Consider the following 19,288-nt stretch of genomic DNA (forward strand, 5'->3'; position numbering starts at 1 on the left):
AATCTTGTAACTCCACGCGCTTGTACGGCATAATTCAACCAGGCCGCTTCGGCGGGACAATTTCACACAGGTGCTACAGGCATCCGTTCACTGGTCGTTGGGGAAGACGTACCAAACCGAACGGAGGACACCATGGCAGCACCAACAGCTCGGGGAGTGCTTTTCGTGCACTCCTCTCCTGGCGCGCTCTGCCCGCACATCGAATGGGCGGCAGGTCGCGCAATGGGTCGTGCCGTCAACTTCACGTGGGAGGCGCAGCCCGTCCTGAAGGGCGCCCACCGAACCGAGTTCTACTGGGAGGGTCCGCAGGGCACAGGGGCCGCCATCGCATCCGCTCTGCGCGGCTGGGAGCATCTGCGCTACGAGGTGACGGAAGACCCGGGCCCGGGCTTCGACGGCGCGCGCTGGATGCACACGCCCGACCTCGGCATCTTCTTCGCTCAGACCGACACGGCCGGGAATACCGTCATCCCGGAAGACCGGGTGCGGTACGCGATGGAAGTCGCCGGCAGCGACGCGCGTGAACTGCACCGCGAGCTCCGGCTGGCGCTCGGCCAGGCCTGGGACGACGAACTCGAACCGTTCCGGCACGCCAGCGATGTGACGCCTGTCGTCTGGCTGCACAAAGTGGGCTGACGCCACAACAGCTCCCACCAGCGGGCAGGATCAGGCACACGCGCTGCCGCCCGGGGGTGGTGAACGAAGAATCCCCGACTGGACACCCGGTCGGGGATTCTTCATGAAGTGCTCGCGGTGGGTAACACTCGGGATTGCGAAGCGAGGGGCGCTCGCGGGCGGCCGAAGCGCAGCCACGCTGCGCCGCAGGAGCGGCGGCGCAGCCACGAGACGCAGCTCAGACGGAACGGAACGCGACGACGGCGTTGTGGCCGCCGAAGCCGAACGAGTTGCTGATCGCGAGCAGGTCGCCGTCGCCGAGCGGACGCGGGGACGTCACGACATCGAGGGGGATGTCGGGGTCCTGCTCGACGAGGTTGATCGTCGGTGGAGCCACGCGCTCGTGCAGCGCCATGACGGTGAAAAAGGCCTCGATCGCCCCCGCGCCACCCAGGAGGTGACCGGTGGAAGCCTTCGTCGCCGACACGGGGATGCCGTGCAGGGCTTCGCCGAACACGCGCAGCAGTGCGTTGTACTCAGCGATATCGCCGACCGGCGTGCTCGTCGCGTGGGCGTTGATGTGGCTCACGTCGGAGAGCGTCGCACCCGAGTTCTTGATGGCCGCGATCATGGCACGAGCCGCAGCCGACCCCTCGGGGTCCGGAGCCGTGATGTGGTAGGCGTCACTGGTGACGGCGCCGCCGACGAGCTCCGCGTAGATCTTCGCCCCGCGGGCCTTGGCGTGCTCCTCGGTCTCGAGGACGAGGGCGGCAGCGCCTTCGCCGAGCACGAAGCCGTCGCGCGAGACGTCGTACGGGCGCGAGGCGGTCTCGGGGGAGTCGTTGCGCTTGGAAAGCGCCTGCATGGCCGCGAACGACGCGATCGGCAGGGGGTGGATGGCAGCTTCCGAGCCACCGGCGATGACGACATCGGCGAGGCCCTGCTGCAGGTGGTCGTAAGCGTTGGCGATCGACTCCGTGCTCGACGCGCACGCCGAGACGACGGTGCGGATGCCGGCGCGCGCGTGCAGGTCCATCCCGATCGCGGCCCCAGGACCGTTCGGCATGAGCATGGGCACCGTCATGGGGAGCACGCGGCGAGGCCCGCGCTCGCGCAGGGTGTCCCACGCGTCGAGAAGGGTCCAGACCCCTCCGATGCCGGTCGCCCAGTCGATGGCGAGACGCTCGGGTTCCACATCCGGGGCTCCCGCATCCGCCCACGCCTCGCGGCCCGCTATAAGGGCGAACTGGCTGGACGGGTCGAGTCGCTTGATCTCGTGGCGTTCGAGCACATCGGCAGCCGCGACCTTGGCCTGGGCTGCGAACGTCACGGGCAGCTGGGTCTGCTCGACCCAGTCGTGCTCGAGCGTCGAAGCGCCGGACTCGCCGGCGAGCAGAGCCCTCCACGATTCAGCGGCAGTGCCACCGAGCGGCGACGCTGCGCCCACGCCCGTGACGACGATCTTCTTGGTCATAACGGCAACTCTCCGTATTCACATGCAAAACCGTGTGCGACTGGCTCGCAGACGGCAACGGACGAGGGCCGACCCGGACAGATGTCGGGTCGGCCGCCCGTACGTGTGGTTCTAGTCCTGCGCCTTGACGATGAACTCGACGGCGTCGCCGACGGTCTTGAGGTTCTTGACCTCTTCGTCCGGGATCTTCACATCGAACTTGTCCTCGGCGTTGACGACGATGGTCATCATCGAGATGGAGTCGATGTCGAGGTCGTCGGTGAACGACTTGTCCAGCTCAACCGTGTCGGTTGCAATGCCGGTCTCGTCGTTGATGAGTTCGGCCAGGCCGGCAAGAACTTCTTCGGTGGACAATGCCATTGTTTTTCTCCTTGAGGGGTGTCGTTTGACCGTTGACAAGTTTAGGGCAGCACGACGACTTGCGCGCCGAACACGAGGCCTGCGCCGAATCCGATCTGCAGGGCGAGTCCGCCACTGAGCTCGGGGTGCTCTTCGAGCAGCCGGTGGGTTGCGAGGGGGATCGATGCCGCGGAGGTGTTCCCGGTCGTCTCGATGTCGCGGGCGATGACGACGGTCTCTGGAAGCTTGAGCTGCTTGGCGAACTCGTCGATGATCCGCATGTTCGCCTGATGGGGAATGAACGCGGCGAGCTGGTCCGGGGCGACTCCGGCAGCATCCAGCGCCTGCTTGGCGACTTTGGCCATGTCCCAGACAGCCCAGCGGAAGACCGTCTGGCCTTCCTGGCGGAGTGTCGGCCAGGGGGTCTCGCCGTCGCGGAACTCGGTGAGCGTGCCGTTCATCCCGACCGCGTCGGCTTTCGAGCCGTCGGAGCCCCACACCGTCTTGGAGATGCCGGGGAACTCGCTGGGGCCGACGACGACAGCGCCTGCGCCGTCGCCGAGCAGGAACGAGATGGTGCGGTCGGTGGGCTCGACGACGTCGGAGAGCTTCTCTGCGCCGATGACGAGGGCGTAGTGGGCGACGCCGGTGCGGATGAGGGCGTCGGCCTGCGCGATCGCGTAGGCATAGCCCGCACACGCGGCGTTCATGTCGTAAGCCGCCGCAGGGTTCGCGCCGACGCGGTCGGCGACGACCGCAGCCATCGATGGGGTCTGCCGAGCGTTGCTGATCGTGGCGATGATCACCGCGTCGATCAGCTGCGGGTCGACGCCGGACTTGGCGATCGCTTCCTTGGCGGCCTCGGTGGCGAGGTCGACTGCCGCCACGTCATGGCTGGCGCGCGTGCGCGTGACGATGCCGGTGCGCTGGCGGATCCACTCATCCGAGGAATTGATCGGGCCGACGAGGTCGTCGTTGGGCACGACGAGGTCGCCGCGCGACGCACCGATGCTGAGGATGCGCGTGTACTGCGGGCCGTGGGACTGCTGGAGGGTCGGGTGGTTCATGGTTGTGCTTCCGTCCTTCTCAGGCCTGCTGGTCGAGCAGCTCGAATGCTGCGGGGAGGTCGTCGGGCGTCTTGATGGCGACCGCCGGAATGCCTTTCAGGCCGCGCTTGGCGAGCCCGACGAGGGCACCGGCCGGTGCGACCTCGATGAGGCCGGTGACGCCGGCGGATGCGAACGATTCCATGCACAGATCCCAGCGCACCGGTGACGAGACCTGTCCGACGAGAAGGTCGACGAACGCCTGGCCGGACTCGACGCGCGAACCGTCGCGGTTGGTCCAGATCGGAAGCGTGGGGTCGGCAGCGGTGAGCGTCGCCGCGAATGCGGTGAGGTGGTCGACCGCGGGCTGCATGTAGCGGGTGTGGAAGGCGCCGGCGACCTGAAGCGGGATGACCCGGGCGCGGGCGGGCGGGTTCTCGCCGAGCTGCGCGAGCGCGTCGAGGGCGCCGGCCACGACGATCTGGCCACCGCCGTTGAAGTTCGCCGGGTAGAGGCCGAGGGCGTCGAGTTGCTCCAGCAGTTCGGTCTCGTCCGCGCCGATCACGGCGCTCATGCCCGAAGGGGTCTCGGCTGCTGCGCGCGCCATGGCGGCGCCCCGCTCACGCACGAAGGCGACCGCATCCGTCTCGCCCAGGATGCCGGCACCGGCCGCAGCCGTCAGCTCACCGACCGAGTGCCCGGCGATGCCGCCGACGCGCTCGCGCCGTCCGTCGGCGAGGAGCGCGGAGAGTGTCAGGAGGCCGGCGGCAACGATGAGAGGCTGGGCGACGGCCGTGTCGCGGATGGTGTCGGCGTCGCTGACGGTGCCATGGGCGACCAGGTCGATCCCGACCGCATCCGAGATGCCGGTGAGTTGGTCGCGGAAGGTGGACTCTGCGATCCACGGGGTCAGGAATCCGGGAGTCTGGGAGCCCTGGCCCGGGCACACGATCACAATCACCGTACTAGTCTGCCAATCCGCCGCCGTGCGGCTGTGTCGAACGCCTACGAAGTATTCGCCGAAACCTGTGTCGATGTCGACAAAAGGGCTGCTTCAGCGCCGCGCTCCATGCTAGTCGCCTGTGCCACCCCGGCCACGAGTTGGCTGTTGTTGCCGGGTGCAGCCGCATTGAAACAGCAACGACTGCCAACTCGACGACCAACCAGTGATGCCGTCGGTCAGCGTCGCGGCGAGTCGGGCTCGGCGATCGAGCCGACGATGAGCGCCGCCTGCAGGATGAGCGCCTCGCGCGCCCCGGTCGCATCCCAGCCGATCACCTCGGAGACCCGTTTGAGCCGGTAGCGCACCGTGTTCGGGTGAACGAAGAGTTCGCGCGCCGTCGCCTCCAGCGACCGTCCGTTGTCGAGGTAGCACCACAGCGTCGTCAGCAACTCGGTCGAGTGCGACTGCAGCGGGCGGTAGATGCGGTTGATGAGAGTCGCGCGGGCGAGGCCGTCTCCGGCCAGTGCGCGCTCGGGCAGCAGGTCATCCGCGTGCACCGGGCGTGGGCAGTTGCGCCACGCCTTGGCCACCGCGAAGCCGGCGAGGGCGGCCTTGGCGCTCTTCGAGGCATCCACCAGCGTCGGGACTTCGTGGCCGAGCACCAGATGTCCCGCACCGAAGCCGGGCTCGAGCTGGGTCGCGATCTCCATGAAACTGACGAGCGGCGTGGCCCCGATGGCGTCGTCGGGCGTCGAGTTGCTGGGCCAGGCGCGGCCGATGACGAGCACCAGGCGGCTTCCCTGGACGCCGATGAGGACATCCGCCGACATGTGGCGCGCCGTCCGCCGCAGCTGGTCGACATCCAGCATCTTGGGCGCCGTGCCGACGAGCACGCTGACCTCGCCGTGGCCGTGCCAACCGAGGGCGGCGATACGGCTCGGAAGCTCGTCGTCGTACTCGCCCGTGAGGATCGAGTCGACCACGAGGGCTTCCAGGCGTGCATCCCACAGACCCCGCGCCTCTGCGGCGCGGGCGTAGACGTCGGCCGCGCCGAACGCGATCTCCCTCGAATAGAGGAGGATCGCCTCACGCAGGTCCTCGCCGCCGTTCTTCACGCGGTCCTCGACCACCTCCACGGTGACCTTGATGAGCTGCAGCGTTTGCTGGAGGCTCACGGACCGCAGGAGTTCGCGGGGCGCTGCACCGAACACGTCAGCCGCGATCCACGGCGTCGACCGGGGATCGTCGAACCACGAGATGAACGACGAAATACCGGCCTGGGCGACCAGCCCGACCGCGGACCGCCGCCCAGGGGGCATGTCGCGGTACCACGGCAGGGTGTCTTCGAGGCGTTTCAGCGTCGCTGTCGCGAGCTCACCGGAGATCTTGCGAAGCCAGGTGAGCGTCTCTTCCTTCGTCTTAGGCACTGGTGCCCGGCCCGGTGTCAGCTCTCGCCGCCGGCGGTTCCGGTGGTGCCGGCGTTGACATCGTGCAGTCGGTACTTCTCGATGGCCCGGATGGGCGCGCTCGGGTCGACCTGTCCGCGGGAGGCGAGCAGTTCGAGCGTGCGAACCACGAGCGACGGGCCGTCGATCTTGAAGAACCGACGTGCCGCTGCGCGCGTGTCGGAGAAGCCGAAGTCGTCGGCGCCGAGCGTGGCGAACTCGCCGGGCACGAACGGGCGGATCTGGTCGGGTACGGCGTGCATGAAGTCGGAGACGGCGACGAAGGGTCCGTGCGCGCCCGACAGCTTGCTCGTCACATACGGGATGTGGCGTTCCTGGTCCGGATAGAGGAAGTTGTGCTCCTCGGCGGCCAGACCGTCGCGACGCAGCTCCGACCATGAGGTGACGGACCACACGTCGGCGGACACACCCCAGTCCTGCGCGAGCAGATGCTGGGCCTCGAGCGCCCACGGCACCGAGACGCCGGACGCGAGCAGCTGGGCCTTGGGGCCGGCGACATCGCCTTCGCGGAGCCGGTAGATTCCGCGCACCACTCCGTCGACATCCAGACCATCCGGCTCGGCGGGCTGCACGTGCGGCTCGTTGTAGACCGTCAGGTAGTACATGACGTTCGGGTCCGGATGGGTCTCGCCGTACATCCGGTCCAGGCCGCTGCGGACGATGTGGCCGATCTCGTAACCGTATGCCGGGTCGTAGGCGACGACAGCGGGATTGGTCGATGCGAGCAGCAGCGAGTGGCCGTCGGCGTGCTGCAAGCCCTCACCGGTCAGCGTGGTGCGGCCGGCGGTCGCGCCGATCATGAAGCCGCGCGCCATCTGGTCGCCCGCAGCCCACATCGCGTCGCCGGTGCGCTGGAACCCGAACATCGAGTAGAAAACGTAGACCGGGATGAGCGGCTCGCCCTGCGTCGAATACGACGTGCCGACCGCGGTGAACGCCGCGAGCGCGCCGGCCTCGTTGATGCCGACGTGGATGATCTGGCCCTGCGGGCTCTCCTTGTAGGCGAGGAGCAGTTCGCGGTCGACCGAGGTGTAGTGCTGGCCGTTCGGGTTGTAGATCTTCGCGTTCGGGAAGAACGCGTCCATGCCGAACGTGCGGGCCTCGTCGGGGATGATCGGCACGATACGGTGGCCGAAGTCCTTGGCGCGCAGCAGGTCCTTGAGCAGGCGGACGAACGCCATCGTGGTGGCGATCTCCTGCGTTCCGGAACCCTTCTTGGCGATCGCGTACGCCGAGTCGTCGGGCAGCGACACGTGCGTGTGGTTGGTCCGACGCTCGGGGATGTAGCCGCCGAGGGCGCGACGCCGCTCGTGCAGGTACTGGATGGCCTCGTCCTGCTCGCCGGGGTTGTAGTACGGCGGCAGGTACGGGTTCTCCTCGAGCTGCGCATCCGTGATCGGGATACGCATGCTGTCGCGGAAGGTCTTCAGGTTGTCGAGCGTCATCTTCTTCATCTGGTGGGTCGCGTTGCGCCCCTCGAAGCTCGGGCCGAGGCCGTAGCCCTTGACCGTCTTCGCGATGATGACCGTGGGCTGGCCCTTGTGCTCGCTGGCCGCCTTGAACGCTGCATAGACCTTGCGGTAGTCGTGGCCGCCGCGCTTCAGGTTCCAGAGCTGGTCGTCCGTGTAGTCCTCGACCAGCTTGCGCGTGCGCTCGTCGCGACCGAAGAAGTTCTCGCGCACGTATGCGCCGTTCTCCGCTTTGTAGGTCTGGTAGTCGCCGTCGGGCGTGACGTTCATCAGGTTCAGGAGCGCGCCGTCCGTGTCGCGGGCGAGCAGTTCATCCCATTCGCGACCCCAGACGACCTTGATGACGTTCCAGCCGGCGCCGCGGAAGAAGCTCTCGAGCTCCTGGATGATCTTGCCGTTGCCGCGCACCGGACCGTCGAGCCGCTGCAGGTTGGCGTTGATGACGAAGGTCAGGTTGTCGAGGCCCTCGTTGGCCGCGACCTGGAGCTGGCCGCGGCTCTCGACCTCGTCCATCTCGCCGTCGCCGAGGAACGCCCAGACGTGCTGGTCGCTCGCATCCTTGATGCCGCGGTTCGTCAGGTAGCGGTTGAGCTGTGCCTGGTAGATCGCGTTGATCGGGCCGAGCCCCATCGAGACCGTCGGGAACTGCCAGAACTCCGGCATGAGGCGCGGGTGCGGGTACGACGAGAGGCCGTTCGGCGCGTGGGACTTCTCCTGGCGGAACCCGTCGAGCTGGTCTGCGCTGAGCCGTCCCTCGAGGAACGCGCGGGCATAGGTACCGGGGGAGGCGTGGCCCTGGATGAAGATCTGGTCCCCGCCACCGGGGTGGTCGTGCCCGCGGAAGAAGTGGTTGAAGCCGACCTCGTACAGTGCCGCGCTCGACGCGTAGGTCGAGATGTGGCCGCCGACGGCGATACCGGGGCGCTGCGCGCGGTGCACAAGAATGGCGGCGTTCCAGCGGATCCACGCGCGGTAGCGGCGCTCGATCTCTTCGTCGCCGGGGAACTCGGGCTCGTTCTCGGGAGAGATCGTGTTGATGTAGTCCGTCGTCGGGACCATCGGCACGCCCAGGTGCAGTTCTTTGGAGCGCTTGAGCAGGCTCAGGATCACGTCGCGTGCGCGCTGATGTCCCTGGGCTGCAACCAGTGCGTCGAGGGATTCCTGCCATTCGGCGGTCTCCTCCGGGTCCGAATCGATGTGATTCACCGAGTACGGGTCCTGGTCGTTGACAGTCACTCTCGACCTCTTTCTTGTGTCCGATAGATCGTGTGCGGGGTGCATCGCTGTCGGATTACGACAGGAAGGAGGCACCATCTGTCAGCCTAGCCACTCTTCGAGGCTCCCGCGGACCGCCCGCTTCGCTGTCCCGGCGGACAGGTCTAAGCTGTGTGATCGTGCGTTCGAGGGCTCCGGCCCGAACCCACGGGACGAGCACCGACAGGAGAGCACCATGGCACTGGAGAACGACACCCAGGCACCCGACTTCGAGCTGGTCAACCAGTTCGGTGAGACCTTCCGGCTGAGCGACCACCGCGGCAGGCGTTCGGTCGCTCTCGTCTTCTTCCCGCTGGCGTTCTCGGGCACCTGCACCGGTGAGCTCTGCGAGCTGCGCGACAACCTGGCGCTGTTCACGAGCCACGATGTCGAGCTCGTCGGCATCTCCGTCGACTCGAAATACTCGCTGCGCGTGTGGGCAGAGCAGGAGAAGTACGACTTCACACTCCTCGCCGACTTCTGGCCGCACGGCCAGGTCGCCAAGGAGTACGGCGTCTTCCTGCCGGAGAAGGGCTTCGCGAACCGCGCGACATTCCTCATCGACGAGGCGGGCATCATCCGCGCCAGCTTCATCACGGCGCCCGGCGAAGCACGTTCGCTGGATGCGTATCGCGCTGCACTCGAGGAGCTGCCGGCCCACGTCGGCTGACGGAGGGTTCGCGCCCGGTATCATAGACTCGTCGCCCAGGCGATGAGGGCCTTTAGCTCAGCTGGTAGAGCGCCACGTTTACACCGTGGATGTCATCGGTTCGATCCCGGTAGGGCCCACCACAGAGTTTCACAGCGTTCCACTCAGCGAGCCGCTGCTATCGTGTGCAACCGTGACTGCAGTCGATAACGGGACCGTGACGGCGGTGCCGCGACCCCGGAGACTGTCCGCGGACCGCTTCCGCCCGGAGGTCCAGGGCATGCGCGCGATCGCCGTCCTCGCCGTGGTGCTCTACCACTTGTGGCCCGCCAGGCTCACGGGCGGCTACATCGGGGTCGACATCTTCTTCGTCATCTCCGGGTACCTGATCAGCTCCCACCTCATGCGCGAACTGACCGCCACCGGGCGCATCCGTCTGGCGAGCTTCTGGGGCCGCCGCATCCGTCGCCTCCTCCCGGTGGCGCTCTTCGTGCTCGCCGTCTCCCTCATCGCTGTCTACCTCTGGGTGCCGGCCACACTGTGGGAACCGACCGCCCGCCATGTCGCCGGCAGCGCCTTCTACGTGGAGAACTGGCTTCTCGCAGGTGACGCCGTCGACTATTCGGCCATGCACACCGGTTCCACTGTGGCGACCCACTACTGGTCCCTGTCGGTCGAGGAACAGTTCTACGTCTTCTGGCCGCTGATCCTTCTTGCGCTGTTCTGGTTCGCCCCCCGGATCGCACGACGGTTTACCCGTCCCCGTGTCGCAGGCGGTGTCGGGTCGCCGACGAGGATGATGGTGGTCGGGCTGGGCGTTGTTGCTGCCTTCTCGCTCGCGTACTCCATCTTCATCACGGCGACGGATTCCGCAGCGGCCTACTTCGTGACTCCGGCTCGCGTCTGGGAGTTCGCAATCGGCGCGCTCGTCGCGCTCATCCTCTCCGACCGCGTCTTCGGCGGCCTCGTCCCGGCCGTGCTGTCATGGCTCGGCCTGGGGATGATCGCCCTCGCGCTGTTCACGTTCGACTCGAGCACCCCGTTCCCCGGGTACACCGCCCTCCTCCCCGTCGTCGGAACCGCCCTGCTCCTCGCCTTCTGCCGGGCGGGCAGCCGCTTCGGTCCAGGCCGGCTGCTGAGCCTTCGGCCGGCCTCCTTCGTCGGCGATGTGTCCTACGGGATGTATCTCTGGCACTGGCCTCCGATCGTCGTGGTGCCCTTCATCCTCGGCCACGACCTGGGCACGCTGAGCAAGGTCGTCGTGCTCCTCGCGTCGGTCGGTCTCGCGTGGGTGACGAAGGTGCTCCTCGAAGACCCGCTTCGAAAGGGACGCCTGATCAGGACCACGCGGCGGGCGTACCTGTTCGCTGCCTGCGGCATGGTGACCGTCGGCGCGCTCTGCCTCGGTCTGGCGCTGGTACCCACGGGCGGCGTGCCTCTCGACGCAGCGGCTCGAGCCCAGCCGTGCTACGGACCGGGCGCTCTCAATCCGTCCAACCGGTGCCCGTCTGTGGTCGGAACCAAGCCCGCAGACCCGACGCCGGCAGACGTGGCGAAGCAGAACACCCAACCCGAATTCCGCGGGTGCCTCGCGGACTTCTCCGGATCCGACCTCACCTCGTGCAGTCTGGGCACCACGTCGCGGAACTCGGTCGCCACAGTGGCGATCGTCGGTGATTCGCACGCAGCGGCCTGGTTCCCCGCCATGCAGGCACTTGCCCGCGAACACCACTGGCGCGTGGAGACGTTCGCAAAGGCCTCCTGTCCTGTCACGTTCGCGACCCGCGTGCTTCCGAATGAGACCACGGATGCCAACGAGCAGTCGTGCGACGCCTGGGTCGCGCGCCTCAACTCCCGCCTGATCGCCGATCGGGCCATCTCGATGGTCTTCACAGCCTCGTATTCGTCGGCGTACACCTTCACGTCGCTGCCGGGTCACACGATGGCTGACCCTGCCACAGAGGGCTTCACGGCCGTCTGGAAGGGCTGGAAGGCCTCCGGCAAGAAGGTGATCGTCTTCGATGACGTCCCTCGAACCAACGGCGACCCGGTCCCGACCTGCATCGCGGCGCATCCCGGGGACCCGATGAAGTGTGCCGTGCCCGTCGCGCAGGCGATACCAGCGAACATGTACATCTCGCGTGCGGCGCACAGCATGGCTGCGCACGGAGTGACCGAGATCACCCTGCGCAAGCAGTTCTGCGATGAGACGTGGTGCTACCCGCAGGTCGGCTCGATGCTCGTCTACCGCGATATCTCGCACCTGAGCGCCGAGTACGCGCGGGCACTCGTCCCGTATATCGACGCGCAGCTGTAGCCGACCCTGTCGGTGGCCGGAGGTACGCTCGGAGAATGGGCACCGGGACGCTTCAGGACGGTCGCGTGATCGAGGTCGTGAGTGCTGTGGGGCACTACGACGGCTTCTTCGAGGTGGTAGGCGTCAAGAAGCCGGGCGGCGGCGGATGCTGGTGCATGAGCTACAGGGACACCCGCCTGGACAACGTGGAGCGGCCGCTCTACATGGAGGACGAATGCTCGCGTGAGCCGGGTCCTGGCGTTCTCGCCTATGTGGATGGCGTTCCTGCGGGGTGGTGTTCGATCGCCCCGCGCTCGAGTTACCGGCGCCTGATGCATTCGCGGACGATCCAGTTCCTCGACGAACGGGACGCCTGGGCCGCGGTCTGCTTTGTGGTTCGCCCGAAATTCCGGGGTCAGGGCCTCATGAACGTTCTCCTCGAGGGCGCAGTGGATCACGCTCGTGAGCACGGCGCCGACGTCGTCGAAGGCTACCCGGTGGAGTCGGATACGCCCGGCAGGGTCGACGTCCTGTCCGGGTACGTCGGGACCACGAGGCTCTTCCAACGCGCCGGCTTCGAGCGGGCGGCCGAGACCACGGCCCACAGCGGTGGCCGAGTGCGCTGGATCATGCGCAAGGAGCTCGCCTGACACCCGCCGGTCGCCGAACGCGTCAGGCCTCCGCTTCGAGCAGCTCCTTGAGTCTCCGGTAACTGACCGGAGCGCCCTTCCGGGCCGCGGCCCGGACCATCGGCAGCAGCGCGACGCCCATCCCGTGGCCCTCGAAGGACAGCGCGAAGGTGACGCGCGATCCTGCTCCACCGTTGGTCGGCTCGATCGTCACCGTCATGTTCGGCCGGATCGGACCATCGACGCCGCGCACGACCCACCGGCTCGGCACCTCGACCTCGACGACCTCTTGCGTCATGGTGCGGTCGGCCGGCCCGATCCTCCGTGTCGTACTGAACTGGGAACCCACCGTGGAGGGCGTTCCTGTGACGATCCGCGCGTCGATCACATCCGACTGCCACACGCTGAAGGTGCTCGGTTCGGTGGCGTAGGCGAAGACGTCCGATGGGCTCCGCGCGATCTCGATGGTGAAGACTTCATCGTCGCTCATGGCGGCAGCCTAAGCTCTTTCGAGTGAAACGTGCGATCGTCCTGGGCGGCAATGGAGTTCTCGGCCGGGCGATAGCGCTCCGCCTGGTGGCGCAGGGCTGGTCCGTCGACGTGACGGGCCGCGATCCGTCGCGCTTTCCTTCCGAGCTGGGCGATGCCGGAGTGCGGTTCCTTCGATCCGAACGTCGCGACGCGGCCGACCTGTCCGCTGCGATCGGTTCCGGCGCCGACCTGCTCGTCGACGGAGTCTGCTATACCGCGGCCGACGCGCACCTGCTGCTTCCGCACCTCGACGGCATTCGCTCGACGGTCATGCTGTCGAGCAAGGCCGTCTACGTCGACCGCGAGGGACGCCACGTCAACTCGGATGAGCGTCCCCGGTTCGACGAACCGATCAGTGAGGGCGACCCGACCATGCGCCCGGGGAACGGCGAGTATCGCTCGCGTGAGGGCTACGGAGCGAACAAGGTCGCCGCCGAGCGCGTGTTTCTGGACAGCGGATGGCCGGTGACGGTGATCCGGGCATCCAAGGTCCACGGGGCGGGCGCGGCGAACCCGCGGGAGTGGATGTTCGTCAAGCGCGTGCTCGACCGCCGCCCCGCCGTGTTCCTGGCGCACGGTGGTCGCGGCGGCGACCACACCACGGCGGCGGCGAACACGGCAGCGCTGGTCGAGACTGTCGCCGCGAATCCGGGGGCGCGCATCCTGAACAGCGCCGATCCGGATGCGCCGAATGCTCTCGCCATCGCCCGCGCCATCGCCGGCCACTTCGGACACGACTGGCAGGAGATCCTGCTGCCCGACGATGCGGACCCGGCCCTCGGTGCGCACCCCTGGGACTTCGTCCCGCCGATCGTGCTCGACACCAGCGCATCCCTCGACCTCGGCTACCGGCCGGTCGGAACGTTCGCCCAGACCGTCGGAGCGGAACTCGATTGGCTGACCGCATCGGAAGCGAACCGCCCGGGCCCATCCGACGACCACTTCGAACAGCTCACCGACTACACCCTCGAGGACCGCTACCTCCACGGTTCCCGGTGAGCCCGGATTGCTGCCCTGCGTCGGGCGCATCGGTCCGGTGTAGTATCGCCAAGTCCGGTCGCGAACACCGCGGGGATCTCACTGGCGATGCCGGCCGGCTGACGCGAGACGACTTCGATCGGGGAACATGACCACTGGCAGCGCTGCGACCCACAACCTGGCCCTCGAACCGGCGACCGAGCCGGATGGCGAATTCGGGCCGAGCGGCGGTGACGGCGCCACGCCACGATCGTGGCCGAACACCCACCACCGCCCCGATGTGGTCATCCGCAAAGGCGTTGCGCGGCTGGTCAACGAGCATCTCACGCCGCACCAGGCGCTGGTCGAGGACCTCCTCTTCATCGGTGATGCCCTGACCGCTGCGGGCATCGAGTATCTGCTCGTCCGCGGGAACGACGAGCGACCGGTGATCGCTGTCGACCAGTCGCTCAAGGGGAGGATCGAGTCGGCCCTGGCGCGCGCCTGCGCCGACGAACCGCTGTATTCGCGGACCATCGATGCGAAGGCCACGCCGGTCCTCCTCGCCGACGGGAGGCTGTCCTCGAAGCGCAAAGCCAGGATCTTCCGGCTCTACCGCCCACGCATCGTCCCGGTCGGCGGTCTGAGCTACGGTGCGTCGACCGGCGTCGAACTGCAGCTGTGGAGATTCGGCGACGACGTCATCGATTGCCCCGTCGAGAACTCGCTGACGCGGCGGCTCCTGCCGCGATCGGAGGCCATCAGGACGACTGTCGAGCTGTACGGACGCAGTTGGCTGACATTCCGCGGGATGTTCGACCCGCACGCGTCGGACGTCCGCTTCGACATCGACATCGTCTTCTCCTGGGTCGACGGCACCGACATCGAGTTCCAGCGCCAGCGCGCCAAGCGGATGAAGAGCTACGTGGTCGGCGAAGGCGACGACTCCGAGGCCCGGTACCGCCAGATCGACGAGCTCAAGTACGCGCTGCGCTCGGTCTACCTGTTCGCGCCATGGGTGCGTCGCATCTTCATCGTGACGGATTCGCCGCGTCCGTCGTGGCTGGACGAGCATCCGTCGGTCACGATCGTGCGCAGCGAGGAGTTCTTCAGCGACCAGAGCGCCCTGCCCACCCACAATTCGCAGGCCGTCGAAAGCCAGCTGCAGCACATCCCGGGTCTCAGCGAACACTTCCTCTACTCGAATGACGACATGTTCTTCGGCCGCCCGGTGCAACCGAGCATGTTCTTCTCGCCCGGCGGCGTCACCAAGTTCATCGAGGCGACGACGCGCATCGGGCTCGGGGAGTCGGACCCGGCGCGCAGCGGTTTCGAGAACGCCGCACGCGTCAATCGCCGACTGCTGGGGGAACGATTCGGCGTCGTCATCACCCGGCACCTCGAACACGCGGCCACACCCCTGCGCAAGAGTGTGCTGCTCGAACTCGAACGGGAGTTCGCCGAGGACTTCGAGCGGACCCAGCACAGCGCCTTCCGCGCGGCGACAGACATCTCGGTGACGAACTCGCTGTACCACTATTACGCGCTCATCACCGGGCGAGCCGTTCAGCAGGAGGCGGCCCGCGTCCGCTACGTGGACACGACCGCGCGCGCCCAGCTCGCGTCGCTGCCGGGGATGCTCAAAGAACGCTCGTACGACTTCTTCTGCCTCAACGACGGCAGTTTTCCCGAGGTCTCCGCAGAGGAGCGGGCCGCCCTGGTGCTCGATTTCCTCGAGAAGTATTTCCCGATCGCGGCACCGTGGGAGAAGCCGGCTCCCTGAGGCGGCGGTTCCTGGAGCAGCTCAGACGCCGGCGAGGATGCCGATCGGCGTCGTCGGAGGTTCGCTCGTCGACGTCCCGGCCCTGGTCGGAACGGGGACGGCCGGGATCGCGGGCGGGATGGAGATGTTCGACCGGCGCAGCAGTTCGGCGGACTCCTCGGCCGTCACGTACGACACGGTCGGGTAGTGGCCGATCGGCACGACGGAATGCAGCACCGTCGAACCGTAGACGTGCACGAGGTTGAACGCCTGGGCGCCATCCCTGCCCCGAGTCCCGCCGACCGGGACGTTGAGGTCCTGGGTGTAGCAGGTCGCGGATGCGACGGAGACCGGGATGCCCGCGAAGGTCGCGTTGGTCGAGTAGTGGAGGTGCCCGCCGATGATGCTGCGCACATCCGAGCCCTCCAGGACCTCGGCGAGTGCTGCCTGGTCCCGGAGCTCGACGGAGACAGCGAGGTCGAGCAGGCTCGGGACAGGCGGATGGTGCATCGCGAGGATCGTTCCGTGCGGTGCAGGGATGGCGAGCTCCTCGGCGAGCCAGTCGAGTTGCGCGCTCGTGACCTCGCCGTAGTGCTCGCCGGGCACGGTCGAGTCCAGGGCGATGACCCGGAGGCCGTTCACGTCGTGGACGCGGTCGATGGTCGCCATCGACGGTGCGAGGTCCAGCAGTTCCGCGCGGAATGCCGCCCGGTTGTCGTGGTTGCCCATCACCCAGATGAGCTGGGCTCCCAGCCGGTCGGCGACCGGTTCGACGATCGACCGCAGCTTCGCGTACGCTGCCGGGTCGCCCTTGTCGGCCAGGTCGCCTGTGAAGACAAGGGCCTCGGGCCGCGCGCCCGCCCGCTCGAACTCGTCGAAGATCTCCCGGAGGTGGGAGTCCGCGTCGACAGCGTCGTACAGCAGTTCGTCACCGTTGATCAGGTGGGTGTCGCTCAGATGAACCAGGAAATGACTGGGACGAGGGTACTCCGCGATGCGTGCCAGCGCCGGCGTGCTCATGGGTCCATCCCACCAGCACAATCTGAACGGAACGTGGACAATGCGCGGCGCGTTGGAAAAGTCCGTGGCATTCGCGCCCTGCTCGCTCAGGTTCGAGGAGCGGGGAGATCGAGGTTCCAGTGACGCGACACCGTGAGGGCGTACTCGTCCCCCTCGTCTGCGTGTTCGGAAGGACCCCGCGAGATGAAGAAGCGGGAGATGACGCGCTGGCTGCCTTCCGCGTCGCTGTACAGCACGTCAACGACGAAGGAGTCCTCCTCGGCGAGATGGCGCCGGATGCGCTTGGAGAACTCCGTCTCCGGGTCGCGGATGGCGATCTGACAGAATCCGGGGTCGCTCGTCGGCACGTAGATGTCGCGGCTCAGCCGGTAGAACTCCGACGGGTCCGCGTGCTCTGACCGAGCATCGTCCGGGATGTACCAGCCGTGCAGCACCGCCAGTCCGCTCCCGACGTTGCGGAGCGAGAGCACGGCATAGACCGCGCTGTCGGTGATCTCGACCGAGGCGCGGCCACCGTGGACGACGACCCACTTTCCCTCGAGGTAACGCACCTTCTGCGCGGGGTCGCTCCAGTTGGACGGGAGGAGGATCGGACGCAGGCCTTCGAGCAGCGCACGCTCGGCGCTGCGGGCCGACCGGTTCGCCGAGCGGGTGGCGAAGAATGTCGCGACGGCGAGGAGGGTGGTTCCGAGCGCCGTGGCGAGGTTCGAGACCAGGACCCAGTCGATCATCCGACGCCCTCCCTGCGGGCGCGCCGGTGGCGCCCGACCTGCGTGAGTTGCATAGTTCTTGACTATGAAGATAGACGACGTGGTGGACCTGTCCGTAGCGGTCGGGCTGGCCACCCAGGTGTATCCCGGAGATCCCGTCGTGGAGTTCGCCGTGCACTCGACGATCGAGCGCGACGGCTTCAACCTGCTGGCCGTGCACCTGGGCTCGCAGACCGGCACACACGTCGACGCGCCGTTCCATATGGTCGGAACCGCAGCGCGGATCGACGCAGTCCCGTTCGACCGGTTCGTGGGGACAGGGGTGATCGTGGACGCGACGGGCCTCGGCCCACGCGGACGGATCACCTGGAAGCACGTTGAGCCGGTCCTGCACCTGATCGCACCGGGCAGCATCGTGCTGCTGAAGACCGGTTGGAGCGCGCACTACGGCACGCCCGCCTACTTCGAGAATCCGTTCCTCGACGCCGATGCCTGTCGGCGGCTGATCGACAGGGGTGTGCGGACCTTCGGTATCGACGCCGGGAACATCGATGAGACTCCCGACCCTGCGCATCCGGGCGAAGGGTTCCCCGTCCACCACCTCATCGCGGGAGTCGAGGGGATCATCTGCGAGAACCTCACCAACCTCGACGCGGTCGACTTCGACGAGCCGTTCATCAGCCTGCTCCCGATCCGCCTCGAGGGCGCGGATGGAGCGCCTGTCCGCGCGGTGGCGCTGCGGATGCGCGGCTGAGCGGTCTCGATGACCTCAGCGCGCGAGCAGCGCCTCGGTCTCGGCGAGCAGCACAGCAGTGCTGAACCCGTCGAGCGCGGTCTGCAGCTCGTCGAGTGCAGGAAAGGTGGGAGCTATGCGGATATTGCGGTCGCGCGTGTCGTCACCGTACGGGAACGTGGCTCCGGCCGGGGTGACGGCGATGCCCGCCTGGCCCGCGAGTTCGACCGAACGGCGTGCGCATCCATCGGCCACGTCGAGACTCACGAAGTAGCCGCCGGCCGGTTTGGTCCACATTCCCGCGCCGAACGGCGCCAGGCGCTGCCGGAAGATCGTGTCGACCGCGTCGAACTTGGGTGCGAGGATCGCGCGGTGACGCGCCATGTGCGCCTCGACTCCCGCTTCGTCGCCGAGCAGCTGCACATGGCGCAGTTGGTTGATCTTGTCGGGTCCGATGGTCTGGACCGACATGTTGCGCACAATCCAGTCGATGTTCGCCTGCGAGCTGCCGAAGAAGGCGACGCCCGAGCCCGGGTACGTGATTTTCGACGTCGATGCGAAGATCAGCGGGCGGTTGGGGTGGCCGGCCTCGGCGGCCAGGGCGAGGACATCGATCGGCTCGGGGCGCGCATCCGTCAGATGGTGAACCGCGTACGCGTTGTCCCAGAAGAGCCGGAAGTCGGGCGCGGCCGGTGCGGACACGAGCTCACGGACGATCCGCTCGCTGTAGACGACCCCCGACGGGTTCGAGTAGACCGGGACGCACCACATTCCCTTGATGGTCGGGTCGGTGGCCAGGAGGCTCCTCACGACTTCCGCATCCGGGCCCTCGCCGGTCATCGGCACCGCGATGAGCCGGATGCCGTACCGTTCGCAGATCGCGAAGTGCCGGTCATAGCCGGGCACCGGGGCGAGGAACGTGACGGTGTCCTCGTTCGACCACGGCCGCACGCCGTCCGGAACGCCGTGCAGCAGCGCCTGGACGATGACATCGTGCATCAGGTTGAGGCTCGAGTTGCCGAGCGCGAGAAGCCGGCCGGCCGGTACGCGCAGGGGACCGGCGAAGATCGACCTGAGCTCCGGGATGCCGAGCGGTCCGCCATAGTTGCGCAGGTCCGTCCCCGCCTGGTCGCGGTAGTTCCCCTCGCCAGGGAGCGACAGCAGATCGCCGGAGAGGTCGAGTTGCTCGGCCGACGGCTTGCCGCGCGTCAGATCGAGCTTCAGCCCACGGGCCACGAGCGCGTCGTACCGCGCCTGGAAGTCGGCGTGCAGGGCGCGGAGCTCGTCGCGGTTGCGTTCGGTCAGTGGGATGCCTGATGCTGCGTTCGCTGCTGTCACGCTCCGATCGTAGCCTCAGGCGGCGTCGCACGCCTCCGTCGATCCGGCCGGGATCGC

General features: G+C 67.5%; 17 protein-coding genes and 1 tRNA gene. 8 read left to right on the plus strand and 10 right to left on the minus strand.

Annotated elements, in window-relative coordinates; translation table 11 throughout:
- The first annotated feature begins 132 nt into the window (after positions 1-132).
- Positions 133-636 (plus strand): DUF3145 domain-containing protein, encoded by a 504-nt coding sequence (locus tag ACV7NN_RS01115; RefSeq protein ID WP_463347758.1) that lies wholly within the window; start codon positions 133-135, stop codon positions 634-636.
- A gap of 217 nt (positions 637-853) precedes the next feature.
- Here the strand turns inward: ACV7NN_RS01115 and ACV7NN_RS01120 are convergent, their stop codons facing one another.
- The 6 genes from ACV7NN_RS01120 to aceE form a co-directional block, all read right to left on the minus strand.
- A complete protein-coding gene (locus ACV7NN_RS01120; RefSeq protein ID WP_463347759.1) occupies positions 854-2,089 on the minus strand; it encodes a beta-ketoacyl-[acyl-carrier-protein] synthase family protein in 1,236 nt (411 codons plus the stop codon).
- Positions 2,090-2,200: 111 nt separating this feature from the next.
- The gene (locus ACV7NN_RS01125; protein ID WP_163289840.1) at positions 2,201-2,449 is read right to left on the minus strand and encodes an acyl carrier protein; all 249 of its coding nucleotides are present in this window, start codon (positions 2,447-2,449) and stop codon (positions 2,201-2,203) included.
- A 41-nt stretch (positions 2,450-2,490) separates the two neighbouring features.
- Positions 2,491-3,495 carry a beta-ketoacyl-ACP synthase III gene (locus tag ACV7NN_RS01130; protein WP_463347760.1) on the minus strand — a complete coding sequence of 335 codons (1,005 nt, stop codon included), beginning with the start codon at positions 3,493-3,495 and terminating at the stop codon, positions 2,491-2,493.
- Between the two features lie 19 nt (positions 3,496-3,514).
- Positions 3,515-4,435 (minus strand): ACP S-malonyltransferase, encoded by a 921-nt coding sequence (locus tag ACV7NN_RS01135; RefSeq protein ID WP_463347761.1) that lies wholly within the window; start codon positions 4,433-4,435, stop codon positions 3,515-3,517.
- A gap of 218 nt (positions 4,436-4,653) precedes the next feature.
- Positions 4,654-5,844 carry a PucR family transcriptional regulator gene (locus ACV7NN_RS01140; protein ID WP_463347762.1) on the minus strand — a complete coding sequence of 397 codons (1,191 nt, stop codon included), beginning with the start codon at positions 5,842-5,844 and terminating at the stop codon, positions 4,654-4,656.
- Positions 5,845-5,861: 17 nt separating this feature from the next.
- Entirely contained in the window at positions 5,862-8,588 is a 2,727-nt protein-coding gene (aceE, locus tag ACV7NN_RS01145; RefSeq protein WP_463347763.1) for a pyruvate dehydrogenase (acetyl-transferring), homodimeric type, read from the minus strand.
- A 214-nt stretch (positions 8,589-8,802) separates the two neighbouring features.
- On the opposite strand from aceE, the gene ACV7NN_RS01150 reads away from it, so the two are divergent.
- From ACV7NN_RS01150 to ACV7NN_RS01165, 4 genes are all read left to right on the plus strand, one after another.
- Complete coding sequence (locus ACV7NN_RS01150; protein WP_463347764.1) at positions 8,803-9,276, plus strand: peroxiredoxin; 474 nt, start codon at positions 8,803-8,805, stop codon at positions 9,274-9,276.
- A gap of 46 nt (positions 9,277-9,322) precedes the next feature.
- A tRNA-Val gene (locus tag ACV7NN_RS01155) sits at positions 9,323-9,398 on the plus strand.
- 50 nt (positions 9,399-9,448) lie between these two features.
- Positions 9,449-11,572: an acyltransferase family protein gene (locus tag ACV7NN_RS01160; RefSeq protein ID WP_463347765.1), complete on the plus strand. Its 2,124-nt coding sequence runs from the start codon at positions 9,449-9,451 to the stop codon at positions 11,570-11,572.
- 35 nt (positions 11,573-11,607) lie between these two features.
- A complete protein-coding gene (locus ACV7NN_RS01165) occupies positions 11,608-12,201 on the plus strand; it encodes an N-acetyltransferase family protein (protein ID WP_463347766.1) in 594 nt (197 codons plus the stop codon).
- 22 nt (positions 12,202-12,223) lie between these two features.
- Here the strand turns inward: ACV7NN_RS01165 and ACV7NN_RS01170 are convergent, their stop codons facing one another.
- Positions 12,224-12,670 (minus strand): SRPBCC family protein, encoded by a 447-nt coding sequence (locus ACV7NN_RS01170; protein ID WP_463347767.1) that lies wholly within the window; start codon positions 12,668-12,670, stop codon positions 12,224-12,226.
- A 23-nt stretch (positions 12,671-12,693) separates the two neighbouring features.
- Here ACV7NN_RS01170 and ACV7NN_RS01175 point away from each other — a divergent pair, with 23 nt between their 5' ends.
- Together ACV7NN_RS01175 and ACV7NN_RS01180 are read left to right on the plus strand one after the other, a co-directional pair.
- Positions 12,694-13,710 carry an NAD-dependent epimerase/dehydratase family protein gene (locus ACV7NN_RS01175; RefSeq protein WP_463347768.1) on the plus strand — a complete coding sequence of 339 codons (1,017 nt, stop codon included), beginning with the start codon at positions 12,694-12,696 and terminating at the stop codon, positions 13,708-13,710.
- A gap of 127 nt (positions 13,711-13,837) precedes the next feature.
- Positions 13,838-15,451: a stealth family protein gene (locus tag ACV7NN_RS01180; RefSeq protein ID WP_463347769.1), complete on the plus strand. Its 1,614-nt coding sequence runs from the start codon at positions 13,838-13,840 to the stop codon at positions 15,449-15,451.
- Between the two features lie 21 nt (positions 15,452-15,472).
- Here the strand turns inward: ACV7NN_RS01180 and ACV7NN_RS01185 are convergent, their stop codons facing one another.
- Entirely contained in the window at positions 15,473-16,450 is a 978-nt protein-coding gene (locus tag ACV7NN_RS01185; RefSeq protein WP_463347770.1) for a phosphodiesterase, read from the minus strand.
- An 86-nt stretch (positions 16,451-16,536) separates the two neighbouring features.
- Positions 16,537-17,181: a hypothetical protein gene (locus ACV7NN_RS01190; RefSeq protein WP_463347771.1), complete on the minus strand. Its 645-nt coding sequence runs from the start codon at positions 17,179-17,181 to the stop codon at positions 16,537-16,539.
- A 64-nt stretch (positions 17,182-17,245) separates the two neighbouring features.
- On the opposite strand from ACV7NN_RS01190, the gene ACV7NN_RS01195 reads away from it, so the two are divergent.
- Positions 17,246-17,914 (plus strand): cyclase family protein, encoded by a 669-nt coding sequence (locus ACV7NN_RS01195; RefSeq protein WP_463347772.1) that lies wholly within the window; start codon positions 17,246-17,248, stop codon positions 17,912-17,914.
- 15 nt (positions 17,915-17,929) lie between these two features.
- Here ACV7NN_RS01195 and ACV7NN_RS01200 read toward each other — a convergent pair whose 3' ends face one another.
- Positions 17,930-19,231, minus strand: coding sequence for an aminotransferase class I/II-fold pyridoxal phosphate-dependent enzyme (locus tag ACV7NN_RS01200; protein WP_463347773.1), 1,302 nt, complete (start codon positions 19,229-19,231; stop codon positions 17,930-17,932).
- Positions 19,232-19,288 lie beyond the last annotated feature (57 nt).

The sequence above is a fragment of the Leifsonia sp. Ger2509 genome (assembly GCF_055231915.1).

Bases quoted from the DNA above. Each gene is read 5' to 3' on its own strand.
- ACV7NN_RS01115 (WP_463347758.1), top strand. From the start codon at position 133: ATGGCAGCACCAACAGCTCGGGGAGTGCTTTTCGTGCACTCCTCTCCT.
- ACV7NN_RS01185 (WP_463347770.1), bottom strand. From the start codon at position 16,450: ATGAGCACGCCGGCGCTGGCACGCATCGCGGAGTACCCTCGTCCCAGT.
- ACV7NN_RS01130 (WP_463347760.1), bottom strand. From the start codon at position 3,495: ATGAACCACCCGACCCTCCAGCAGTCCCACGGCCCGCAGTACACGCGC.
- ACV7NN_RS01120 (WP_463347759.1), bottom strand. From the start codon at position 2,089: ATGACCAAGAAGATCGTCGTCACGGGCGTGGGCGCAGCGTCGCCGCTC.
- ACV7NN_RS01180 (WP_463347769.1), top strand. From the start codon at position 13,838: ATGACCACTGGCAGCGCTGCGACCCACAACCTGGCCCTCGAACCGGCG.
- ACV7NN_RS01150 (WP_463347764.1), top strand. From the start codon at position 8,803: ATGGCACTGGAGAACGACACCCAGGCACCCGACTTCGAGCTGGTCAAC.
- ACV7NN_RS01125 (WP_163289840.1), bottom strand. From the start codon at position 2,449: ATGGCATTGTCCACCGAAGAAGTTCTTGCCGGCCTGGCCGAACTCATC.
- ACV7NN_RS01165 (WP_463347766.1), top strand. From the start codon at position 11,608: ATGGGCACCGGGACGCTTCAGGACGGTCGCGTGATCGAGGTCGTGAGT.
- ACV7NN_RS01190 (WP_463347771.1), bottom strand. From the start codon at position 17,181: ATGATCGACTGGGTCCTGGTCTCGAACCTCGCCACGGCGCTCGGAACC.
- ACV7NN_RS01195 (WP_463347772.1), top strand. From the start codon at position 17,246: ATGAAGATAGACGACGTGGTGGACCTGTCCGTAGCGGTCGGGCTGGCC.
- ACV7NN_RS01170 (WP_463347767.1), bottom strand. From the start codon at position 12,670: ATGAGCGACGATGAAGTCTTCACCATCGAGATCGCGCGGAGCCCATCG.